Origin of the sequence: Psychroserpens mesophilus, assembly GCF_000826645.1 — a bacterium.
Taxonomy (GTDB): Bacteria; Bacteroidota; Bacteroidia; order Flavobacteriales; family Flavobacteriaceae; genus Psychroserpens; species Psychroserpens mesophilus.
Map to the genome: position 1 here is coordinate 1 of NZ_JXJP01000030.1, position 21,581 is coordinate 21,581.

Below are 21,581 nucleotides of genomic sequence, written 5' to 3' on the forward strand. Positions count from 1 at the left end.
TAATTAGGGATTTTTTTTAAGTATTTAAGTTTTAAGCGTCACCCTTAATGAGTGCCCTTACTTTGTCTTCAAGTTCATCCATTAATTCAGGATTATCTTTAATTAATGCTTTAACGGCATCTCTCCCTTGACCGAGTTTGGTTTCACCATAACTAAACCAAGAACCACTTTTTTTAATAATTTCGTGTTCAACTGCTAAATCTAATACTTCACCTACTTTTGAAATTCCTTCACCATACATGATGTCAAACTCACACATTTTAAAAGGTGGCGCAACTTTGTTTTTTACTACTTTAACTCTTGTTTTATTACCTGCTACATTGCCATCAGTTTCTTTAATTTGAGTAGATCGTCTAATATCTAGTCTTACAGAGGCATAAAATTTTAAGGCATTTCCACCAGTAGTAGTTTCGGGATTTCCAAACATCACACCAATTTTTTCTCTAAGCTGATTAATAAAGATTACTGTGCAATTGGTCTTGCTAATAGAACCCGTTAATTTTCTCAATGCCTGAGACATTAAACGAGCGTGAAGTCCCATTTTAGAATCTCCCATTTCACCTTCAATTTCACTTTTTGGTGTCAATGCCGCAACAGAATCTATCACCACAATATCTATAGCTCCAGAGCGAATTAAATTATCGGCAATTTCAAGCGCTTGTTCACCATTGTCTGGTTGAGAAATGATAAGATTATCAATATCAACTCCTAATTTTTCTGCATATGTTCTATCAAAAGCATGTTCAGCGTCTATAAAAGCAGCTATACCTCCAGCTTTCTGTGCTTCAGCAATGGCATGAAGTGTTAATGTGGTTTTACCAGAAGATTCTGGTCCGTAAATTTCAATCACTCTTCCTCTTGGATAACCTCCAACACCTAATGCAATATCTAGCCCTAAAGAACCAGAAGAAATGGCGTCAACATCAACGACTGCCTGGTCGCTCATTTTCATAACGGTTCCTTTTCCATAGGCTTTATCAAGCTTATCTAAGGTTAATTTTAAGGCTTTTAATTTGGCTTCTTTTTCACTACTCATTACAATCTGTTTTTATTTGATAGGTCTGCTAAATTACAATAAGTTTTAATTTTTTTCAATCTTCTGACGCAACCTTTTTAAACATTTTGCATCTACCAATTGAGATTGGGAAATCTTGCTATGAAAAAGGTCAGTTACATGACGTATCCACTTAAATTAAATTCTAATAATTAGAATGAGATTTTTTAGAAAAATTATTTTTAACAACGCATTAGGTATTACAGTTACCGTACATATAAACAGTAACTGTAAAGCCGATGGTGGCTAACTCGTAAAATATTTTTAAGATCAAATTAAAAATATTAATAACGAGTTAGTCTGTAAAAAAAGCACTTTGGATAACCCATAAGTGCTTTTTTGTTGTTTTATATTTTGATACTCAATGCTTTTTCTATCTTTGCAATTCATATTTTTTAACACCTAAAATTAGTATAGCATGCAACTGTACAATAACTTAAGTGCTAAAGAAAGAGCAGAACTTATCGAGAAAGCGGGAAAAGACCGCTTAACAATCTCTTTCTACAAGTACGCCAAAATTGGTAATACCGAAATTTTTAGAAACCATATGTTTTTAGCCTGGAACGATTTAGATGTTCTTGGAAGAATTTATGTAGCTAAAGAAGGCATCAATGCCCAACTATCAGTTCCAGCTGAAAATTTCCAAAATTTTAAAAATCACCTGGATACTATTTCTTTTTTAGAAAACGTAAGATTAAACATCGCTATTGAGCATGATAATTTTGCTTTTTTAAAGTTAAAAGTTAAAGTGCGTCACAAAATTGTTGCTGATGGATTAAATGATGATACTTTTGATGTAACTAATAAAGGAATTCATGTTAATGCTGAGACTTTTAACTATTTAATTGAAGATCCAAATACCGTTTTGGTAGACATGCGAAATCACTATGAAAGTGAGATTGGGCATTTTAAAAATGCAGTGACTCCAGATGTTGATACGTTTAGAGAATCGTTAGATTTAATTGAAGAAGACCTCAAGGAACACAAAGAAGATAAAAATCTGGTGATGTATTGCACTGGCGGAATTCGTTGTGAAAAAGCGAGTGCTTACTACAAGCACAAAGGGTTTAAAAAGGTGTTTCAGCTTGAAGGAGGTATCATCAATTATGTAAGACAGGTTGAAGCTAATGATTTAGAAAATAAATTTATTGGAAAAAACTTTGTGTTTGATGAGCGTCGTTCTGAGCGAATTTCTGAAGATATCATTGCCAATTGTCATCAATGTGGTCAACCTGCAGATTTACATACCAATTGTGCAAATGAAGCTTGTCATTTATTATTTATTCAGTGTGATGACTGTAAAGAACAAATGGAAAATTGTTGTTCTTCAAATTGCATGGAAATAAACAGATTGCCTTACGAAGAACAAAAGGAACTGCGAAAAGGACAAGGTAATAGTAATGATATTTTTAAAAAGGGAAGAGCAGATCACCTACCTTATAAAAAAGACTTAAGAAACATTTTTGAAGTATTAAAGAAATAAAGTAAACTGTCTATTAAGTCAATAAAAAAGTATAATTGTCACATTGAGCGCAGTCGAAATGTCTTAGAAATCAATCATATAGATTTCTCGACTGCACTCAAAATGACAGATTTGATTTTAAACTACTTCTTTTAGGTTTATTCCTTAATTAGTTTAATTGTTTTCATTTCATTAGCTTCACTTTCCAGCCTAACAAAGTACATTCCGTTTGAAAAATCAGATACATTTATTTGACTTATTCCATTTGAGGTATCTTCAATATTTAGAACTGTTTTTCCTAAAATATCTACAATATGAGCCTTCACTACTTTTGTTTTAGAAGAAATATTAATGACATCATTAAACGGATTAGGATATACGGAAGTTTGATTAAAATTGTTCTCATCAATACTTAAAGGATCTATAACATTAAAAGTATGTGTGACAGTTTCTCCAGCATAAGTAGCTTCCCATTTCCATTCTCCAGCGACATCAGGATAAGCAGTCCACCTCCACCAAGAGGCATAAAAGTTGTCTGTTAAATCATGAGCCCAGTTAAAATAATCAGTGTTATCAGGTTTTATTATTCTTAAGTTAGCGCTAGTTCCTGAAACTTGATCTTTTAAAAATATGGTAAAAAACACCTCCTGATTGATTTCAAATTGGTTACTTTCATTGGTGGTTTCTGATGTTGGGCATGTTGGAAAAACAGGATCTGCAGTATGCGTTAGTACCGCATTAATGCCAGGATCGTTATATGGTCTCTGGCTTGCCCACCACGAATCTGAAGTTGTTGAATTACAAGTCCCAACATAAGGATCAACTATTGTTGTAAAAGTCTCATCAGTAAGAACTTCAAAATGTAAATGTGGTCCAGTTGAAATGCCTGAACTTCCTACAATGCCTAGGTATTCGCCAACAGAAACCATATCACCAACATTTTTTGAAGTGGTAGAACCATTTTTCATGTGTCCGTAAGCAGCAACACTACCATCGCCGTGTTGTACGATTATTATATTCCAAGGATTTGGATTATTAAAAGAACAACTTCTGTCGAATTCTCCATCATGTTTCACAATAATTTGACCAGGAGCGGCAGCTATAATTTCAACATCGTCGTCGTCCATCATTTTCCATCCAAATGGCCACGTAAACATATCAGTACCTTGATGATTGTATCCAGCACTTGTGTCATAAGTTCTCGTTCCACAGTTATAATCGTTTAACTGATTTGGGAATCCAGTATCATGATCTACATATCCACTAATACCGTAAATTTCGTTGTAGCTTACACCATTAGCTTTTTGTAAAGGCCATTCAAAAAGTGGGTGATTACCTCTTCTGTCTTCTGAAAATGATAATTTATGCTCTTGTCGTAATTCTTCAATGTTAGCTTGAATTTCTTGAATCATATCACGTCGTTGTTCTGGGGTTATACAAGATTTTTTTTCAGGATTGAAAACGAATTCACCTCCACCGACTTCAGAGTTAGGAGATTGAGCATAGCTGAATAAAACAAAAAAAAGAGCTAAAAAGGAAAGTGTAGTTTTAAATTTCATAATTGTAAGTTTTACGTTTATATGATATCATCGAAAGAGAATTAAATTGTGAGCATCTTAAACTCATTATTTTTTGTTAAAAAAAATGTATGCCACACAGATTAAAGAAAAAGAAATCTGGTTCATCTTATTCATGGATTATACTTAATAAATAATCTTATCTTTACATTTCAAAAGAACTATGAATCGTCTTCTGAAATTACTATTTTTCAGAATCTATATATATAAAACTTATGAGTTGTAACAGTTGCTCAACTGGAAAAGATGGACAACCAAAAGGATGCAAAAACAATGGAACTTGTGGCACAGATAGCTGTAACAAATTAACTGTTTTTGATTGGTTGGCTAATATGTCGTTACCTCAAGGTGAAGAACCTTTTATTGGTGTTGAGGTGCGTTTTAAAAACGGAAGAAAACAATACTATAAAAACACCGAAAATTTGTCTTTAAGTATTGGAGATATTGTTGCTACACAAGCACAATCTGGCCATGATATTGGCATGGTAACACTTACTGGTGAATTGGTAAGAGTTCAAATGAAACGCAAAAAAATAGATATTAATGATGAAGAAAACGTCTTAAAAATCTATAGAAAAGCATCTCAAAAAGATATTGACGTTTGGTCTGATGCCAGAGATAAAGAGGAACCAATGAAGGTTAAAGCACGTCAATTTGCTATTGATTTAAAACTCAAAATGAAAATTTCTGATATCGAATATCAAGGTGATGCCAGTAAAGCCACATTTTATTATACTGCTGAAGAACGCGTTGATTTTAGAGAATTAATTAAATTGTTTGCTCGTGAATTTAGAACACGTATTGAGATGAAGCAAGTTGGTTTCCGACAAGAAGCTGCTCGTCTAGGAGGAATTGGTTCTTGCGGTAGAGAGTTATGCTGCTCTACCTGGCTAACCGATTTCAGATCAGTGAGTACATCTGCTGCTCGATACCAACAATTATCATTGAACCCATTAAAGTTGGCTGGTCAATGTGGGAAACTTAAGTGTTGTTTAAATTATGAGTTAGATGCCTATTTAGATGCTCTAAAAGCATTCCCTAAAAATGACACCAAATTATATACTGAAAAAGGAACAGCAGTTTGCCAGAAAACGGATATTTTTAAAGGACATCTTTGGTATGCTTATGAAGGTGAATGGATGAATTGGCACGTGCTTACAACAGATCAGGTTAGAGAAATTATTGATAAAAATAAAGCAAAACAAAAAGTTGCTAGCTTAGAGGAATATGCTGCTGAGCTAATTCAAGATACTAAAACCGAGTTTGAAAACGTTGTTGGTCAAGATAGTTTAACCCGTTTCGATAGTCCAAAACGCAACAACAAACGTAAAAATAATAAAGGTAAACAAAGACGTCGTCAAAAGCCTCAGAATAATGCTAAAAAGTAAGTATCGCATTGTTTTTTTAATGGCCTTAATTGCTGTCTCATGCGATTCTAATCGTGTTTTTGACCAGTATAAGTCCATTCCAGATCAATGGCATAAAGATTCAATTGTGACTTTTAAAGTTTCACCACCAGACACTATTAGTAATTATAATTTGTTTGTCAATTTGAGAAACACCAGTGATTACAAATACAGTAATTTATTTTTGGTTGTTGAATTAAACTATCCTAATGGAAAAACCGTAAAAGATACCTTAGAGTATCGAATGGCTGCTCCAGATGGAACATTTCTGGGTTCAGGATTTACAGATATAAAAGAAAATAAACTATGGTATAAGGGTTATGAAGAACCTTTTGTATTTAATGAAGCGGGAGAATACCTAATTAAAGTTCAACATGCTATGCGTAAAAATGGCGAAGTAAAAGGGGTGTTAAGTCTTGAAGGTATTACAGATGTAGGTTTTAGAATTGAGAGAGATATTAATAATTAGTTATGGCAAAAAAAATAACAAAAAAGAAATCGACATCGACTACAACCGTTGATTTTTCTAAATATATACGTTGGTTTTGGATGACCTTTACAGGAGGCGTATTATTATTCATATTAACATTTTTGCTAGCATCTTGGGGATTTTTAGGTGAAATGCCAGATCATACAATTTTAGAAAACCCTAAAACCCATTTGGCAACTGAAGTGATTTCTTCAGATGATAAAACCTTAGGCAAGTTTTATCTTAATGATAATCGAACGCCTGTTGATTACAGTGAACTGCCAAAGCATTTAGTTGATGCATTAGTAGCCACTGAAGACATTAGATATTATGATCACTCTGGTATTGATGCCAGAGGAACTTTAAGAGCAATAGCAAAATTTGGTAAAGGTGGAGGAGCGAGCACAATTTCACAGCAACTGGCTAAACAATTATTCACAAAACAAGTCTCATCAAATAAAATACAACGCGTATTTCAAAAGGTAAGAGAATGGATTATTGCTATCCGATTGGAACGTCAATACACCAAGGAAGAAATCATTGCTATGTATTTCAATATCTATGATTTTGGAAATAATGCTGATGGCATTAGAAGTGCAGCCCGAATTTATTTTGGAAAAGAACCGAAAGAGTTAGATCTTAAAGAATCTGCAATGCTGGTTGGCATGTTTAAAAACTCTTCCTTGTATAACCCAAGACCACATCGTAATCCTGAAGGCACAAAAAACAGAAGAAATGTAGTGTTCAGCCAAATGGAAAAGTATGAGTTCATTACTGAAGCTCAAAAAGATTCACTTCAAAAAACAGAGTTAGATTTAAATTATTCACCAGAATCGCATCGCGAAGGCATAGCAACCTATTTTAGAGCGTACCTTGATGGTTTTATGAAAGACTGGATTAAAAATAATCCTAAACCAGATGGCGGAAATTATAATTTGTATAATGACGGACTCAAAATTTACACAACGATAGATTCTAGAATGCAGCAACATGCTGAAGATGCAGTACAAAGACACATGCCAAGACTTCAGGCTGAATTTGATCATCAAAATACACCTGACCGAAATAAAACAGCGCCTTTTTTAGAGCTTGATGAGAGCGAAATCAAATCGCTTTTAAAAACTTCAATGCGACGTTCTGAACGCTGGAGAGTTTTAAAAAGCCAAGGGAAAACTGAAAAGGAAATTGAAGCCTCTTTTGAGAAACCAGTCCAAATGACTGTTTTTACCTGGAAAGATGGTAATGCATCAGAGATTGATACCATCATGAAGCCTATTGATTCTATGCGCTATTACAAATCATTTTTACAACCAGGTATGATGTCTATGGATCCGCAAACGGGCCATGTAAAAGCTTGGGTTGGCGGAATGAATTACAGACACTTTCAATACGATCATGTCAAGCAAGGAAAACGTCAGGTAGGTTCTACATTTAAACCATTTGTGTATGCAACTGCAATAGATCAATTGCATTTATCACCTTGCGATACTTTACCAAGACAACAAATTACGATTGAAGCTGGTAAGTATGGAAATCCTGATCCTTGGACAACTAAAAACTCTGATGGTCGTTATGACGGCTTTCTCACGCTTAAAGATGCTTTGGCAAATTCAGTCAACACAATTACTGCAAGATTAATGGATAAGGTTGGTCCACAACCTGTAATAGATATGGCTAGAAATTTAGGTGTCGAATCAGAAATTCCACCTGTTCCAGCAATTTCTCTGGGAACACCAGATTTAAGTGTCTATGAGATGGTTGCTGCGTATGCCACCTTTGCTAATAAAGGCGTTTATAATAAGCCTGTAATGGTCACTCGAATAGAAGACAAGAATGGAACTGTGTTATACCAATTTACTCCTGAGAGTCGTGATGTACTTAGTGATGAGGTTGCCTATACAACTGTGAATTTAATGGAAGGTGTTACTCAAAGTGGTTCTGGTCAACGATTAAGACATAACTGGGCAACTAAAGTACCAGTTTACAAAGAGATAATAACGGGTTACCCTTATGAACTTACAAATCCCATAGCTGGAAAAACAGGAACCACTCAAAATCAAAGTGATGGTTGGTTTATGGGAATGGTTCCAAACTTAGTTACAGGTGTTTGGGTAGGAGCAGAAGACAGGGCAGCACATTTTCAATCTATAACCTATGGACAAGGTGCATCTATGGCATTGCCAATTTGGGCATTATACATGAAAGCATGTTATGAAGATCCGGAATTAAACGTGTCTAAAGGTAATTTTGAAAGACCACAAAATCTTTCTATTGAAGTCGATTGTAGTAAACTAAGTAATGATGATTCCGATGGAAAAGATCCTGCCGATGATTTAAAAGATGTTTTAGATTTTTAAATTTTTTGAGATTCAGATTCTAGTAAAAATCCAAAGCCATTCATTTTAGAATGGCTTTATTATTTCGTATTTTTCGGTATCAAAATATTATACTAATGATTAATAAAAAAGTGGCTAATGTTTCCGAAGCTTTACAAGGCGTAAAGGACAATATGACCTTTATGTTTGGTGGTTTCGGTCTCTCAGGAATACCAGAAAATGCGATTGCAGAATTAGTTAAAAAGGGCGTAAAAGGTCTTAAATGTATTTCTAATAACGCAGGCGTTGATGATTTTGGATTGGGCTTATTATTGCAAGGAAAGCAGATCGATAAAATGACCTCGTCTTATGTTGGCGAGAATGACGAATTTGAACGGCAAATGTTATCTGGCGAGTTAGAAGTTGAATTAATTCCGCAAGGAACTTTAGCAGAACGCTGTAGAGCAGCACAAGCTGGATTTCCTGCAATTTACACACCAGCAGGTTATGGGACAGAAGTTGCTGAAGGTAAGGAAACCAGAGAATTTGACGGAAAAATGTATGTATTGGAATATGCCTTTAAAGCAGACTTTGCATTTGTAAAAGCATGGAAAGGTGATGCGGCAGGAAATCTTATCTTTAAAGGAACAGCTCGAAATTTTAATCCGAATATGTGTGGTGCAGCTAAAATAACTGTTGCTGAGGTTGAAGAATTAGTGCCTGTTGGAGAATTAGACCCGAACCAAATTCATATACCAGGTATTTTTGTACAGCGTATTTTTAAAGGAGAACGCTATGAAAAACGAATTGAACAACGAACAGTAAGACAAAGAGATTAATATGTTAGATAAAAATGGAATTGCTAAGCGTATAGCAAAGGAAGTTCAAGATGGTTACTATGTTAACCTGGGAATAGGCATACCAACTTTGGTAGCAAATTATGTAAGAGATGATATTGAAGTGGAGTTTCAAAGTGAAAATGGCGTTTTAGGAATGGGACCTTTTCCTTTTGAAGGCGAAGAAGATGCAGATATTATTAATGCTGGTAAACAAACCATAACGACATTACCTGGAGCAAGTTTCTTTGATTCGGCAATGAGTTTTTCAATGATTCGTGGTCAGCACGTCGATTTAACAATTTTGGGTGCTATGGAAGTTGCAGAAAATGGAGATATCGCTAACTGGAAAATTCCTGGAAAAATGGTTAAAGGTATGGGAGGCGCAATGGATCTCGTTGCTAGTGCCGAAAATATTATCGTCGCTATGATGCACACCAATAGAGCAGGCGAATCTAAACTTCTAAAAAAATGTTCATTACCTCTCACTGGAGTAGGTTGTGTTAAAAAAGTGGTGACTAATCTGGCCGTCATGGAAATTACAAATCAAGGATTTAAACTTTTAGAACGAGCACCTGGTGTTTCGGTGGAGGAGATTAAAAATGCTACGGAAGGCACTTTAATTATTGAGGGCGATATTCCTGAGATGCAGATTTGATTCTATTTTTGCATTTAGAACGATATATTAAACCACTTTAAAAGTGGTTTTTTTGTGTTTTAGAACAAAACCTCAGAAAAGTTAAATCTATTTATTTGTAGGAAAAATACTCAAAATACATGCTAAATGTTAAAATTTAATGTATTTCATCGATTTATTGTGTATTTTGTCTGATTATTTCAAAACATGTTACATATTAGCAAAACCAAATCGAAACAAACAATTAACCAAATTTACCATAAACTTAACTTTGTGATTTTCCCCAAATCTATCATAAACTTTAACTTATGAATCTTTTTGCCCCAAATCTACTTAAACCTACAGATTCTGAAAATAAACTCAAATTTAATTTCAGAAACACACTAAGATTATTTAAAAATATCTTAACCCTAACTAAAAAAATATTCATGCTATAATCCTTTTGGAATGGCATGAATAAGTTTTTTAGTGTATTCATTTTTAGGATGTTTATAGATGATGTCTGCATCATCAATTTCTTCAACTTTTCCCTTATTCATGACTAAAAGCTGATCTGACATATATTTAACTACTGCAAGATCATGTGAGATAAAAATATACGTGAATCCGAAATTATCTTTCAAATCATTTAACAGATTTAATACTTGCGCCTGTACTGAAATATCTAAAGCAGATACAGATTCGTCACAAATAATTAACTTTGGTTCTAAAGCAATAGCTCTTGCAATTCCTATTCTTTGACGTTGACCTCCAGAAAATTCGTGAGGATAACGATTAAAATAACTTTCATCTAGACCTACTTTCAATAGCAAATGCAATACTTTTTCTTTTCTTTCAGTATCAGAAGTTCCTATGCGATGCACTTTCATAGGTTCCATAATTGCTTTTCCGACAGGGATTCTTGGATTCAAAGAAGCATAAGGATCCTGAAATATAATTTGAATATCTTTTCTTAATTGACGTACTTTAGAAGTATTGAGTTTAGTTATATCAATACCATTATAAAGAATATGTCCTGCAGTAGCTTTATCTAATAGAAGGATAGCATTTGCTAAAGTTGATTTTCCACATCCAGATTCTCCTACTAAACCCAATGTTTCTCCTTTATAAAGTTTAAAACTCACTTGGTTTACAGCTTTAAATGAATCTTGCTTTCCAAACCAGCCTGATTTAGATAAATACTCTTTCTCAAGATTTATAACTTCTAATAAAGGTGGCTTACTGTATAATATCTTGTGAGCTTCCTCACGTTGATTTGTATCAATGGTTTCAGTTAGCGAATTACCTTCCATAAAATCTTTAATAGTTGGCAAACGTTTTAAACGAACGTCTAATGAAGGTTTTGAGCTCAATAAAGCTTTAGTGTAGGTATGTTGAGGTCTATGGAAAATGTCCGTTACGTTTCCTTGTTCAACGATTGCTCCTTTATACATGACCAAAATACGATCTGCGATTTCAGAAACAAGTGCTAAATCATGAGAAATGAATATAATACTCATTTGTTCTTCAACTTGTAATTGTTTTAGAAGTTCAATAATTTCCTTTTGAACCGTTACGTCTAAAGCTGTTGTAGGCTCGTCTGCAATTAAAAGTTTGGGTTTACAAGCAATCGCCATTGCAATCATGACACGCTGTTTTTGTCCACCAGATATTTCGTGAGGATACGCTTTATAAATTCGGTCTGGTAGTGGCAGTTTTACCTTTTCGAAAAGAGATAATGTTTCGGCTTTTGCTTTAGCTTTAGATAAATTAGTATGTTGTAATAGAATTTCGGAAACCTGTTTTCCGCAGGTCATTGACGGATTTAAAGAACTCATAGGTTCTTGAAAAATCATGGCAATATCATTTCCTCTGATATGTTGAAATTCTTTTTGAGATAGTGATGATAAATCTTGCCCATTAAAATGAATCGTTCCTGATGTAATTTTTGATATGTTCTTCGGAAGTAATCCCAGTATCGCTAATGATGAAACCGATTTTCCTGAACCCGATTCACCTACAATTCCAAGAATTTCATTAGTGTTTAACTGATAGGAAATATTATGAATGATTTTAGTCTCATTTTTTTTATTAAAAAATGAGATCGAAAGGCTATTTACATCAAGCAATAACGTATTTGACATATGTAAAAATAGACAATTTAAAAAGTCCGTAAACAGAAATAATGGTGATATTTTCTTGAAATAACAAAAATTAGTAAAATTCTCAAAAAAACATAAAACACTGATAATGAGTGATGTGGCATTTTTACATGTTTTATATTATGCATTTCATCGATTTTTTATGCATTTCATAGATAAAAATCAATTAGAAGTTATATATTAGCCAAAATATAATTCATTGAAACCCCAAATTAAAATGAAAAGAATTACGATTACCTTAACCGCTATGTTTTTGCTTTTACTTCATGTAAATGCGCAAAATTCAGAAAGTAAATCAGTAGAAAAAGAAAAAGCTGAACAATATCTTTCAACTCAAGGAGAACTTACGTTTACGTTTCAAGTAGAAAGTGATAGTGATGTAGAGTTATTAACTCGTGATATGTCTCTAATTCATTATGATTCTACTACAAAAACAGTGAAAGCTTGGGCAAATGAAGAACAGTTTAGAAGTTTTGAAACTACCAACATTCCTTATAATGTTCCAAAAAGTGAAAATGAAGCTGATGAGTCTTTTATTTATGATGTAAGACCACTTTCTGCTCGATCTGCAGCGTCAACACTTACTTTTCCTTTAAGCTCTTATCCTACTTATGCTGAGTATGCACAACAAATGCAGGATTTTGAAGATGATTATCCAGCTTTAGTTGAGAAAATAAGTATTGGAACTACAGGTCAAGGTGATAAGGAATTATTATTCGTTAAAATTTCAGATAATGTATCAGTAGATGAAAAAGAACCTAAATTGATGTTTACATCTTCAATGCATGGTGATGAAATTGCAGGTTACCCAATGATGCTTACTTTAATAGACTACATATTAACAGTGTATAGCAATCCTGGTCATTCAGATCATTTAAGAGTAAAAAACTTAGTTGAAAATACAGAGCTTTGGATTAATCCGAGTGCTAACCCAGATGGCACATATCACAATAGTGCCAATAATACGTCGGTTGTAAATGCAAGACGAGGAAATGGTAATAATATTGATTTAAACAGAAATTATCCTGATAATGTTGCTGGTCCTCATGATGATGGGAATGCTTATCAAACAGAAACGATTGCATTTATGAATTTTGCAGATGCTCATAATTTTGTGCTATCAGCAAACTTCCATGGAGGTACTGAACTGGTGAATTATCCTTTTGACAATGCCTATGTAAGCCAGTATGAGCATGCTGATGGTGATTGGTTTGAGTATGTAGGTGTAGAATATGCAACACATTGCCAAACTGATGCCAACTCAGGTAATACATCGTCACCTACTTATACCAATAAGGCATCTTATATGACAGATGATGATGATAGTAATGTGTTTCCTAGTCCAGGTGTGACGCATGGCGCTGAATGGTATCGTGTATATGGTGGACGACAAGACTATATGAATTTTTACCAACAGTGTAGAGAGATAACAATAGAATTGTCAGATCAAAAGATTTTACAGGAAAGTCTTTTAGATGATTATTGGTATTATAATAGAGATGCCTTGTTAGATTATTTAACACAAGGAACTTATGGCTTTAGAGGAGATGTTGTAGATGCTACAAATAATTCCTTAGCTATTGAAGGCGTAAAGGTAACCATTGTAGGTCATGATGCTTATGGATCAGAAGTTTACACAGATACACAAGGCGATTATTACAGACCAATCAAAGCAGGAACATATGATTTACTATTCGAAGCGCCTTGCTATCAGTCTGTGACAGTTACAGGTCAAACAATAGCAGATGGCACGACAGTAGTTTTAGCTGATGTTCAAATGACACCTTTGTCAACTGTTCCAACAGGATTGGCAGCTTCTAATGTTAGTACAACTGTTGCAACCTTAAGCTGGGATGAAATCTCTGGAATGACCTATGATTTACGTTATAGAGAAGTTGGTGCACCTTCTTGGACTACAACTTCGGTTACAGGAGGAACTTTCCAATTAACAGGTTTAACGTCATTAACGCAATACGAAGTTCAAATACGAAGTAATTGTGGCAGTTTTAACTCTGCCTATAGCAATTCAGTAGTATTTACAACTACAGATGTCGTGGCATGTTCAGGCACACTTATTTCGTCTTTTCCATATTTAGAAACCTTTGATTCTGGATTAGGTGATTGGACTCAGGATTCTGGTGATGATGGAAATTGGTCTTTAGATGCAGGTGGAACTCCAACTGGTAATACTGGGCCTTCAGACGATATTTCAGAAGGTGGAAATTATTTATATACTGAATCATCTACTAGTGGTTTAGGTTCTAACGCTACAGTGAGTTTAACAAGTCCTTGTTATAATCTCACAAATTATCCAGATGCTTACTTTTCTTTTTATTACCATATGTTTGGAAACACTATGGGAACGTTGAATCTCGAAATATCATCAGATGATGGCGATAATTGGACGAACATTTTTAACGCTTCTGGTAACTTAACTAATGTATGGAATTTACAAAACATAGATTTAAGTGGGTATTACGGCGAAACTGTAAAGTTTAGATTTACAGGCATAACAGGTAATGGTTTTAGAAGTGATATGGCTATTGACCACATTGGAGTTGGTAGCAAAGCATATTGCATTTCTGAGGCTAAAACAGACTCTAATCAATTAGGAATTCAACGCGTACAATTAAACGATTTAGATAATACATCTGCTATTGCGGTATATTCTGATTTCACATCCATTTCTACCACCTTATCTAAAAACACAGCCTATAGCATATCTATTACACCACAGTATAATAATGTTAACACTAGTAATCCAGTTGGCTATGCTGTCTGGATTGACTTTAATCAGAATGGAGTTTTTACCGATAGCGGAGAACAGGTGTTTTCACTAAATCCTGTGACTGGAGGAAATACAGTAAACTGGAATTTTAGTGTGCCAGCAAATATTAGTACAGGAAACACTAAAATGAGAGTTTCTATGAAATACAATGGAGTTCCAACAGCCTGTGAAGGTTTTGCTTATGGTGAAGTTGAAGACTATAATATCTATCTTTTCAACGGTTTGGTTTATAATGCCAACACTTGGACACCTAGTGCACCAACCAGTTCTACGTCTTCAGAAGATGTACTTATTGAAAATGGTACTTATACAATAAATAGTACTGATATTGCTATGAACAACTTAACGGTTAAAACTGGAGCAACAATTGATGTTGATAAAACTTCTAATCTAACAGTTGCAGGTAATATTATAAACAATGGAGAACTTACTTTAAATTCTGATTCTAATGAGTTCTCGAGTTTAATCGTAGATGGATCAGTGACAGGGCATGTGAAATACAATCGTCATGTCACTTCAAATGCAGGTGGTAATGATATCATTGCGCCACCAGTAAGCGGAGAATCTTTTACAAGTTTTATTTCTAATAATTCTAATATATTATCGAATTCAGGACAAACATTATATCTGTTTGGTCCTTTCGAAAAACCAACAAATGATTATCAATTGTATTCCAATGTTGAATCTGCAACGCTAGATGCAGCTAAAGGATATCGAGCTGCTTCAACTGATAATGGAACATTTACATTTTCGGGTGCAGTAACCACAGAATCATTAACTGTTCCAATTATAAAAACAGGTGCTGATTTTGCTAAATGGAACTTAATAGGTAATCCTTATACTTCATATATAAAATTAGAAGACTTCTTAACTGAAAATTTAACTACACTTGACGCTCAAAGTGTTGCAATATATGGCTATGATGCTAATGACTCTGATGGAAGCGTTTGGACCATTTGGAATATGGCGTACTCAGATGCGAACCCTAATTCTTTAATCGCTCCAGGACAAGGGTTTTTTGTGTCTTCAAAAGATGGAGGCTCAAACGTATCCTTTACACCTTCAATGCGTACCACAGGTTCATCAGATGATTTTATTCAAGGAAGAAATTCAAACTATGCTCATTTTGTACTTAGTATGACATCAACAGATAAAGTTTCTAACACTCATCTCTACTTTAAAGATAATGCGTCATTGGGATTAGATATTGGTTATGATGCAGAACTGTTTGGTGAAACACCGTCGCCGTATTCTATTTATTCAGAATTAACCGAAGAAGGTCAAGATTTAAACATGGCTATTCAATCTATAGGTTTTGATGATGTTAATGGTACAACATTAATTCCTCTAGGCGTTAATTTGTTGCAAGGAAGACAGGTCGTTATAAGCATGGATACGTCTAACTTAGAGTATAATGTATATTTGGAAGATGTCGTAACCAATACGACTACACTTTTAAATACATCTGACTATAATTTAACGGCTGAAACTGATTTAGTTGGTACAGGGAGATTTTATTTGAGATTCGAGGACGATACCTTGTCTATTATAGAATCAAATCTTGACAATGTTCAAATTTTTAACAATTCAGAATTGAAAGAGATCACTATTAAAGGTCAATTTGCTGAAGATACCACATTCGTTTTGTACGATATTCAGGGAAGGGAAATTATTAGAAGAGATTTAGATAGTAATAGCAGTGTAAACATAGTTAATGCTTCAGATTACTCTAAAGGTGTTTATCTAGTTCAACTTATAAACAAATCAAATACCATTAGTAAAAAGCTAATTATCAGATAACCTTAAATCTATATAATTGTAAAGCTCAGATGAAAATTTGGGCTTTTTTTGGTGAAAAGCTTTAATTCATTCATTTTATTAAAAAACTGGCGATCAGTAATTTACATTTGTGTCTATTTTCAATAGATGTATTTCATCGATTTTTAAGGCGTTTTACAGAAAAAAAATCACTTAAATATGATATATTTACCGACAATAAATCCTTTAGATATCTAAAATAATGAAAATTAAACTACTCCTACTTATTTTTTTAATGAGCACTTGCGTTGTGATGGCACAAAGTAAATCACTTTGGCAAAAACAAACTACAACTAATAATTTAAGAGTAAAAGCAGGGAAACAATATCTTCCAAAAACTCAAGTTTTTACTCTAAATACTGAAGCTTTAAGACAGACTTTGAATGAATCATCTCAGTCTGGTAAGTCAACTAATTTGGTCTTATCATTTCCAAACGCTGATGGACAATTCGAACGTTTCAGAGTTTTTGAAGCTTCAGTTATGGAGCCTGAATTAGCTGAAAGATATCCAGACATTAAGTCTTATGCAGGACAAGGGATAGATGATCCAACAGCCATAATAAGATTTAGTGTAACACCTTTAGGTTTTCAAAGTATAAGATTGTCGGCTAATAAGCCAGCTTCATTTATTGAAGCAATTACTGATGATGCTACTATGTATTCAGTATTCACAAGAGCAAACACATTAAATATGAATGATGATTTTGAATGCTCAGTAACAGAGAGTATGAATAGATCAATGAATTCAGACAATACTATGTCCATGAGAAATGCTGATGATGGTATTTTGAGAACCTATCGATTAGCAGTCTCGGCTACCGGAGAATATACCAACTATCATGGAGGAACAAAGCCTTTAGCATTAGCTGCAATTGTTCAAACTATGACTCGTGTTAATGGAATTTTTGAAATTGACTTTAATGTAAAAATGACTTTAATTGGAAATACTGATGATGTCATTTATACAAATACAGCAACTGACCCTTATGGAAATACAACAGCAAATTATAACAGTCAGTTACAATCAACATTAACTAGTGTTATTGGTGAAGCAAATTATGATATCGGACATTTATTTGCCAATCTGCAAAACAATGGAAATGCTGGTTGTATAGGATGCGTTTGTGTCAATAATCAAAAAGGAAGCGGATGGACATCAGCCACAGTTCCTGAAGGGGAATTTTTTGATGTCGATTACGTAGCTCATGAAATGGGACACCAATTTGGTGCAAATCATACATGGACTTTTAATGGAAACGAAGGGACTAATGTACAAGTAGAACCAGGAAGTGGTACAACAATTATGAGTTATGCTGGAATTACTGGTGCTACAGATGTTGAACCAAATGTAACGCCAAATTTTCATGCAGTTTCAATTGAACAAGTAACCGATTATGTTAAAAGTACAAGTTGCCAAACGAATACAAATACTATGAATGCTGTTCCTGTAGTTAATGCAGGTTCTGATTATACAATTCCAAGAGGGACTCCTTTCGTGTTAGATGGCTCAGCGACAGATGCAGATACACCTTCTAATCAACTGTCTTATGTTTGGGAGCAAATGGATGAAAACAATGCCACTTCTACATACCCAAGTACAACAGCTACAACAGGTGTTGCATTTAGATGTTACGAGCCTTCATCTGAAACGAACCGCTATTTCCCTAGATTAGAAACGATTAAAACTGGTTCAACTTCATGGCAATGGGAAGCCGTGCCAAACGTGGCAAGAACACTTAATTTCAGATTTACGGTTAGAGATAATGTTGCAGGAGGAGGTACAAATAACAGTGATGATGTCGAAATTACAGTTAATGGAACTGCAGGACCTTTTGTTGTAAATTCGCCAAATACAAATATCACATGGAATGAAGGTTCTTTCGCAACAGTCACTTGGGATGTTGCAGGCACAACAGGTAACGGAATAAATGCTGCAAATGTCGATATTTTTCTTTCAACAGATGGTGGAGACACCTACACAATTCCTTTAGCAACCGGAGTTCCAAATGATGGTTCGCATGATATCGTCGTGCCAAATAATCAAGGAACTCAAAACCGGGTTATGGTAAGAGGTGCTAATAATATTTTCTTTGATATTTCAAATACTAATTTTACTATTGCAGCACCTTTACCTTGTACAGCAACTGTTCCAACTAGTTTTATTGCTTCTGGTGTAGGTGCGACATCTGCTACGCTGTCTTGGGATAATATTGATAATGTTGTCTTTGATATTCAGTATAGAGAAGTGGGTTCTGGGACTTGGATGGATGCGTCCACGAGTAATACGACGATTGCTTTAAATGGATTATCTCCGGAAACGACCTATGAAGCCCAAATTAGAAGCCGATGTCCTGATACGTCTACATCTGCTTATTCATCAATCATTACTTTTACAACACCTGTATTACCACCTTGTACTGGAACTCAAATCACAAGCTTTCCTTACTTGGAAACCTTTGATACAGACCTAGGCGACTGGACGCAGGCATCAGGTGATGATGGAGACTGGATTTTGGACGCTGACGGAACACCGTCAGGAAACACAGGACCTTCAGATGATATTACAACGGGTGGCAATTATTTGTTTTTAGAGGCATCATCTAATGGTTCTCCGGGAGAAATTGGTGCTAACGCAACAGCTATTTTAGAATCTCCTTGTTTTGACCTTTCTGGACTTACCGAAGCATATTTTACTTTTTATTACCATTCGTATGGTGCTGATGCAGGAACCATAAATGTTGAAATTTCTGGTGACAATGGGAATAATTGGACATTAATTTTTTCTACTTCCGGCGACTTAGGTAATATTTGGAACAGTCAAAGTATCGACTTAGCCTCTTATTTAAACCAAAACGTCAAAATTCGTATTACGGGAACAACAGGTGACGGATTTTCCAGTGATATAGCCATAGATCATATTGGGATAGGAGGTCCGCCTCCTATTACATATTGTGATTCTTTTGGAGATACGCAATTTGAAACTGGAGTAACACGTGTGATATTTGGTTCTATTGATAATGTTGATGGTTCACCAAAAGATGTTGGATACGAAGACTTTACAAATATAACCACTGATGTGTTGCAAGGCTCATCAGTAGACCTAACTGTTCATGTTGATACAGATGGGAATTTTGTTGTGCATACATTTGTATGGATAGATTGGAATATTGATGGTGATTTCGATGATCCTGGAGAAGAATATGATTTAGGTGATATTCAAAATGTTGCAGATGGAGCTTTACCTACCTTATCTGTTGCTATTCCTGAAAGTATGATTTTTGGTAACACAAGAATGAGAGTTTCCACACAATATAATGCTGATCCTACTGCTTGCTTAACAGATTTTGATGGCGAAGTTGAAGATTATACAGTGAATGTCAAATTTGACGGATTATTATATTCTGGAGGTACTTGGGATCCTAGTGCTCCAGATGAAACGTCAACTGCTGATAATGTATTGATTTTAGATGGTACTTATAATACAGTTACTGATATCAGTATAAATGACCTCACAATAAACACAGGTGCAACCTTAAATATTCCTCAAACAAATAATATTACTGTGGCTGGTGATATCGACGTTTTAAACAATGGAAATCTTATTTTAAACTCAAGTTCGACTGTGTTTTCAAGTTTACTAGTTGATGGAACAGTTACTGGCGATGTGACATACAATCGACATGTCACAGATAATGCTGGAGGTAATGATTTAATTGCTCCTCCTGTTAGTGGAGAGCCTTTTACTGATTTCATCTCTAATAATTCAAATGTGTTTGCTAACACAGAACAAACGTTATATCTTTTCGGTCCGTTTGAAAAGCCTGCAAACACCTACGGTCTCTTCTCTAACGCAGAAGCTGTAAATTTAGAAGCGGCTAAAGGGTATCGTGCGGCCTCTACCGATGATGGCACGTTCACATTTTCAGGAGCTGTAACCAATCAATCTTTAAGCGTACCTATTGTAAAAACAGGCACCGAATATGATAAATGGAATTTAATCGGAAATCCATATACATCTTATATTAAGTTGGAAGATTTCTTATTAGCAAACTTAAATGAATTAGATCCAAATACCGTTGCAGTCTATGGCTATGATGCAGATTTGACATATGGTACTGAATGGACCATCTATAACATGGCATATTCAGATAATAATCCTGGAAGTTTAATCGCTCCAGGTCAGGGATTCTTCGTGTCGTCTAAAGATGGAGGTTCAAATGTTGTTTTTAATCCATCTATGAGATCTATTGGTACTTCAGATGATTTTATTGCTGGAAGAAATTCAGGAGCTCTCGCTCATTTTGTATTAACAATGTCAACAACAGAAAAAACTTATAATACGGATATTTACTTTAAAGATAATGCGACTCTTGGTTTAGATTTAGCCTATGATGCTGAATTATTTTCAGAAGAACCATCATCATTTTCGATTTATTCTGAACTAACTGAAGGAGGTCAGGATTTAAACATGGCAATTCAAACCATAGGATATGATGATGTTAATGGTACAACTTTGATTCCAATTGGGATTAATCTTTTACAAGGTCAACAAGTTACTATAAGTATGAACACGTCTGATTTAGATTATGATGTATATTTTGAAGATACCCTCACAAATACCATCACATTATTAAATACATCAGATTATAGTTTAACTGCTAACAGCGATTTACAAGGAACTGGCCGATTTTATTTGAGATTTGAAGTAGAAACATTAACAGTTTCTGAATCTAGTCTGGATGCCATCCAAATTTATAGTGACACCAATTTAAAGCAGATTGTAGTCAAAGGACAATTACTGGAAGACACGTCCTTAATACTTTATGATATTCAAGGAAGAGAAATTATCAGAACCAATTTAGATACAACTATAAATAGAAATATTATTGATGCTTCTAATTTCTCAAACGGAGTTTATTTAGTTCAGCTTACTAACAAGTCAAATACAATCAGCAGAAAAGTTGTTGTAAAATAAGAGCAGAATATTTAATTTTAAAAAAGTCTGGTGCAAGCCAGGCTTTTTTTGTTCTACAACAAACTCTACTCATTACAGAATTGACTAAAGGGTTTTATCGATT

At 34.5% G+C, this 21,581-nt stretch carries 11 protein-coding genes; 8 read left to right on the forward strand and 3 right to left on the reverse strand.

Annotation, left to right across the window (positions count from 1 at the left end; genetic code table 11):
• Positions 1-31 precede the first annotated feature (31 nt).
• Complete coding sequence (gene recA / locus TD18_RS15350; RefSeq protein ID WP_040254399.1) at positions 32-1,036, reverse strand: recombinase RecA; 1,005 nt, start codon at positions 1,034-1,036, stop codon at positions 32-34.
• A 436-nt stretch (positions 1,037-1,472) separates the two neighbouring features.
• Here recA and trhO point away from each other — a divergent pair, with 436 nt between their 5' ends.
• A complete protein-coding gene (gene trhO / locus TD18_RS15355; protein ID WP_040254401.1) occupies positions 1,473-2,537 on the forward strand; it encodes an oxygen-dependent tRNA uridine(34) hydroxylase TrhO in 1,065 nt (354 codons plus the stop codon).
• Between the two features lie 137 nt (positions 2,538-2,674).
• Here trhO and TD18_RS15360 read toward each other — a convergent pair whose 3' ends face one another.
• Positions 2,675-4,075 carry a T9SS type A sorting domain-containing protein gene (locus tag TD18_RS15360; RefSeq protein WP_040254403.1) on the reverse strand — a complete coding sequence of 467 codons (1,401 nt, stop codon included), beginning with the start codon at positions 4,073-4,075 and terminating at the stop codon, positions 2,675-2,677.
• A 233-nt stretch (positions 4,076-4,308) separates the two neighbouring features.
• Between TD18_RS15360 and TD18_RS15365 the strand changes: the two genes are divergently transcribed.
• From TD18_RS15365 to TD18_RS15385, 5 genes are all read left to right on the forward strand, one after another.
• On the forward strand, positions 4,309-5,481 hold the full coding sequence (locus tag TD18_RS15365; RefSeq protein ID WP_040254405.1) for a PSP1 domain-containing protein: 1,173 nt from the start codon (positions 4,309-4,311) through the stop codon (positions 5,479-5,481).
• A complete protein-coding gene (locus TD18_RS15370; RefSeq protein ID WP_040254407.1) occupies positions 5,468-5,968 on the forward strand; it encodes a gliding motility lipoprotein GldH in 501 nt (166 codons plus the stop codon). The genes TD18_RS15365 and TD18_RS15370 overlap by 14 nt, the downstream gene beginning before the upstream one ends.
• 2 nt (positions 5,969-5,970) lie before the next feature.
• On the forward strand, positions 5,971-8,325 hold the full coding sequence (locus tag TD18_RS15375) for a penicillin-binding protein 1A (RefSeq protein ID WP_040254409.1): 2,355 nt from the start codon (positions 5,971-5,973) through the stop codon (positions 8,323-8,325).
• Between the two features lie 95 nt (positions 8,326-8,420).
• The gene (locus TD18_RS15380; RefSeq protein ID WP_040254411.1) at positions 8,421-9,122 is read left to right on the forward strand and encodes a CoA transferase subunit A; all 702 of its coding nucleotides are present in this window, start codon (positions 8,421-8,423) and stop codon (positions 9,120-9,122) included.
• A gap of 1 nt (position 9,123) precedes the next feature.
• A complete protein-coding gene (locus tag TD18_RS15385; protein ID WP_040254412.1) occupies positions 9,124-9,777 on the forward strand; it encodes a CoA transferase subunit B in 654 nt (217 codons plus the stop codon).
• 410 nt (positions 9,778-10,187) lie between these two features.
• Here TD18_RS15385 and TD18_RS15390 read toward each other — a convergent pair whose 3' ends face one another.
• Complete coding sequence (locus tag TD18_RS15390; RefSeq protein WP_040254414.1) at positions 10,188-11,879, reverse strand: ABC transporter ATP-binding protein; 1,692 nt, start codon at positions 11,877-11,879, stop codon at positions 10,188-10,190.
• A 235-nt stretch (positions 11,880-12,114) separates the two neighbouring features.
• Between TD18_RS15390 and TD18_RS16855 the strand changes: the two genes are divergently transcribed.
• Together TD18_RS16855 and TD18_RS15400 are read left to right on the forward strand one after the other, a co-directional pair.
• Entirely contained in the window at positions 12,115-16,485 is a 4,371-nt protein-coding gene (locus TD18_RS16855; protein ID WP_052461215.1) for a M14 family zinc carboxypeptidase, read from the forward strand.
• Between the two features lie 220 nt (positions 16,486-16,705).
• A complete protein-coding gene (locus TD18_RS15400) occupies positions 16,706-21,478 on the forward strand; it encodes a reprolysin-like metallopeptidase (protein WP_084205945.1) in 4,773 nt (1,590 codons plus the stop codon).
• Positions 21,479-21,581 lie beyond the last annotated feature (103 nt).

What these genes read in the sequence shown, in the direction of transcription:
- TD18_RS15375 (WP_040254409.1), top strand. Translation starts at nt 5,971, where the DNA reads ATGGCAAAAAAAATAACAAAAAAGAAATCGACATCGACTACAACCGTT.
- TD18_RS15365 (WP_040254405.1), top strand. Translation starts at nt 4,309, where the DNA reads ATGAGTTGTAACAGTTGCTCAACTGGAAAAGATGGACAACCAAAAGGA.
- TD18_RS15380 (WP_040254411.1), top strand. Translation starts at nt 8,421, where the DNA reads ATGATTAATAAAAAAGTGGCTAATGTTTCCGAAGCTTTACAAGGCGTA.
- TD18_RS15385 (WP_040254412.1), top strand. Translation starts at nt 9,124, where the DNA reads ATGTTAGATAAAAATGGAATTGCTAAGCGTATAGCAAAGGAAGTTCAA.
- TD18_RS16855 (WP_052461215.1), top strand. Translation starts at nt 12,115, where the DNA reads ATGAAAAGAATTACGATTACCTTAACCGCTATGTTTTTGCTTTTACTT.
- TD18_RS15360 (WP_040254403.1), bottom strand. Translation starts at nt 4,075, where the DNA reads ATGAAATTTAAAACTACACTTTCCTTTTTAGCTCTTTTTTTTGTTTTA.
- trhO (WP_040254401.1), top strand. Translation starts at nt 1,473, where the DNA reads ATGCAACTGTACAATAACTTAAGTGCTAAAGAAAGAGCAGAACTTATC.
- TD18_RS15400 (WP_084205945.1), top strand. Translation starts at nt 16,706, where the DNA reads ATGAAAATTAAACTACTCCTACTTATTTTTTTAATGAGCACTTGCGTT.
- recA (WP_040254399.1), bottom strand. Translation starts at nt 1,036, where the DNA reads ATGAGTAGTGAAAAAGAAGCCAAATTAAAAGCCTTAAAATTAACCTTA.
- TD18_RS15370 (WP_040254407.1), top strand. Translation starts at nt 5,468, where the DNA reads ATGCTAAAAAGTAAGTATCGCATTGTTTTTTTAATGGCCTTAATTGCT.
- TD18_RS15390 (WP_040254414.1), bottom strand. Translation starts at nt 11,879, where the DNA reads ATGTCAAATACGTTATTGCTTGATGTAAATAGCCTTTCGATCTCATTT.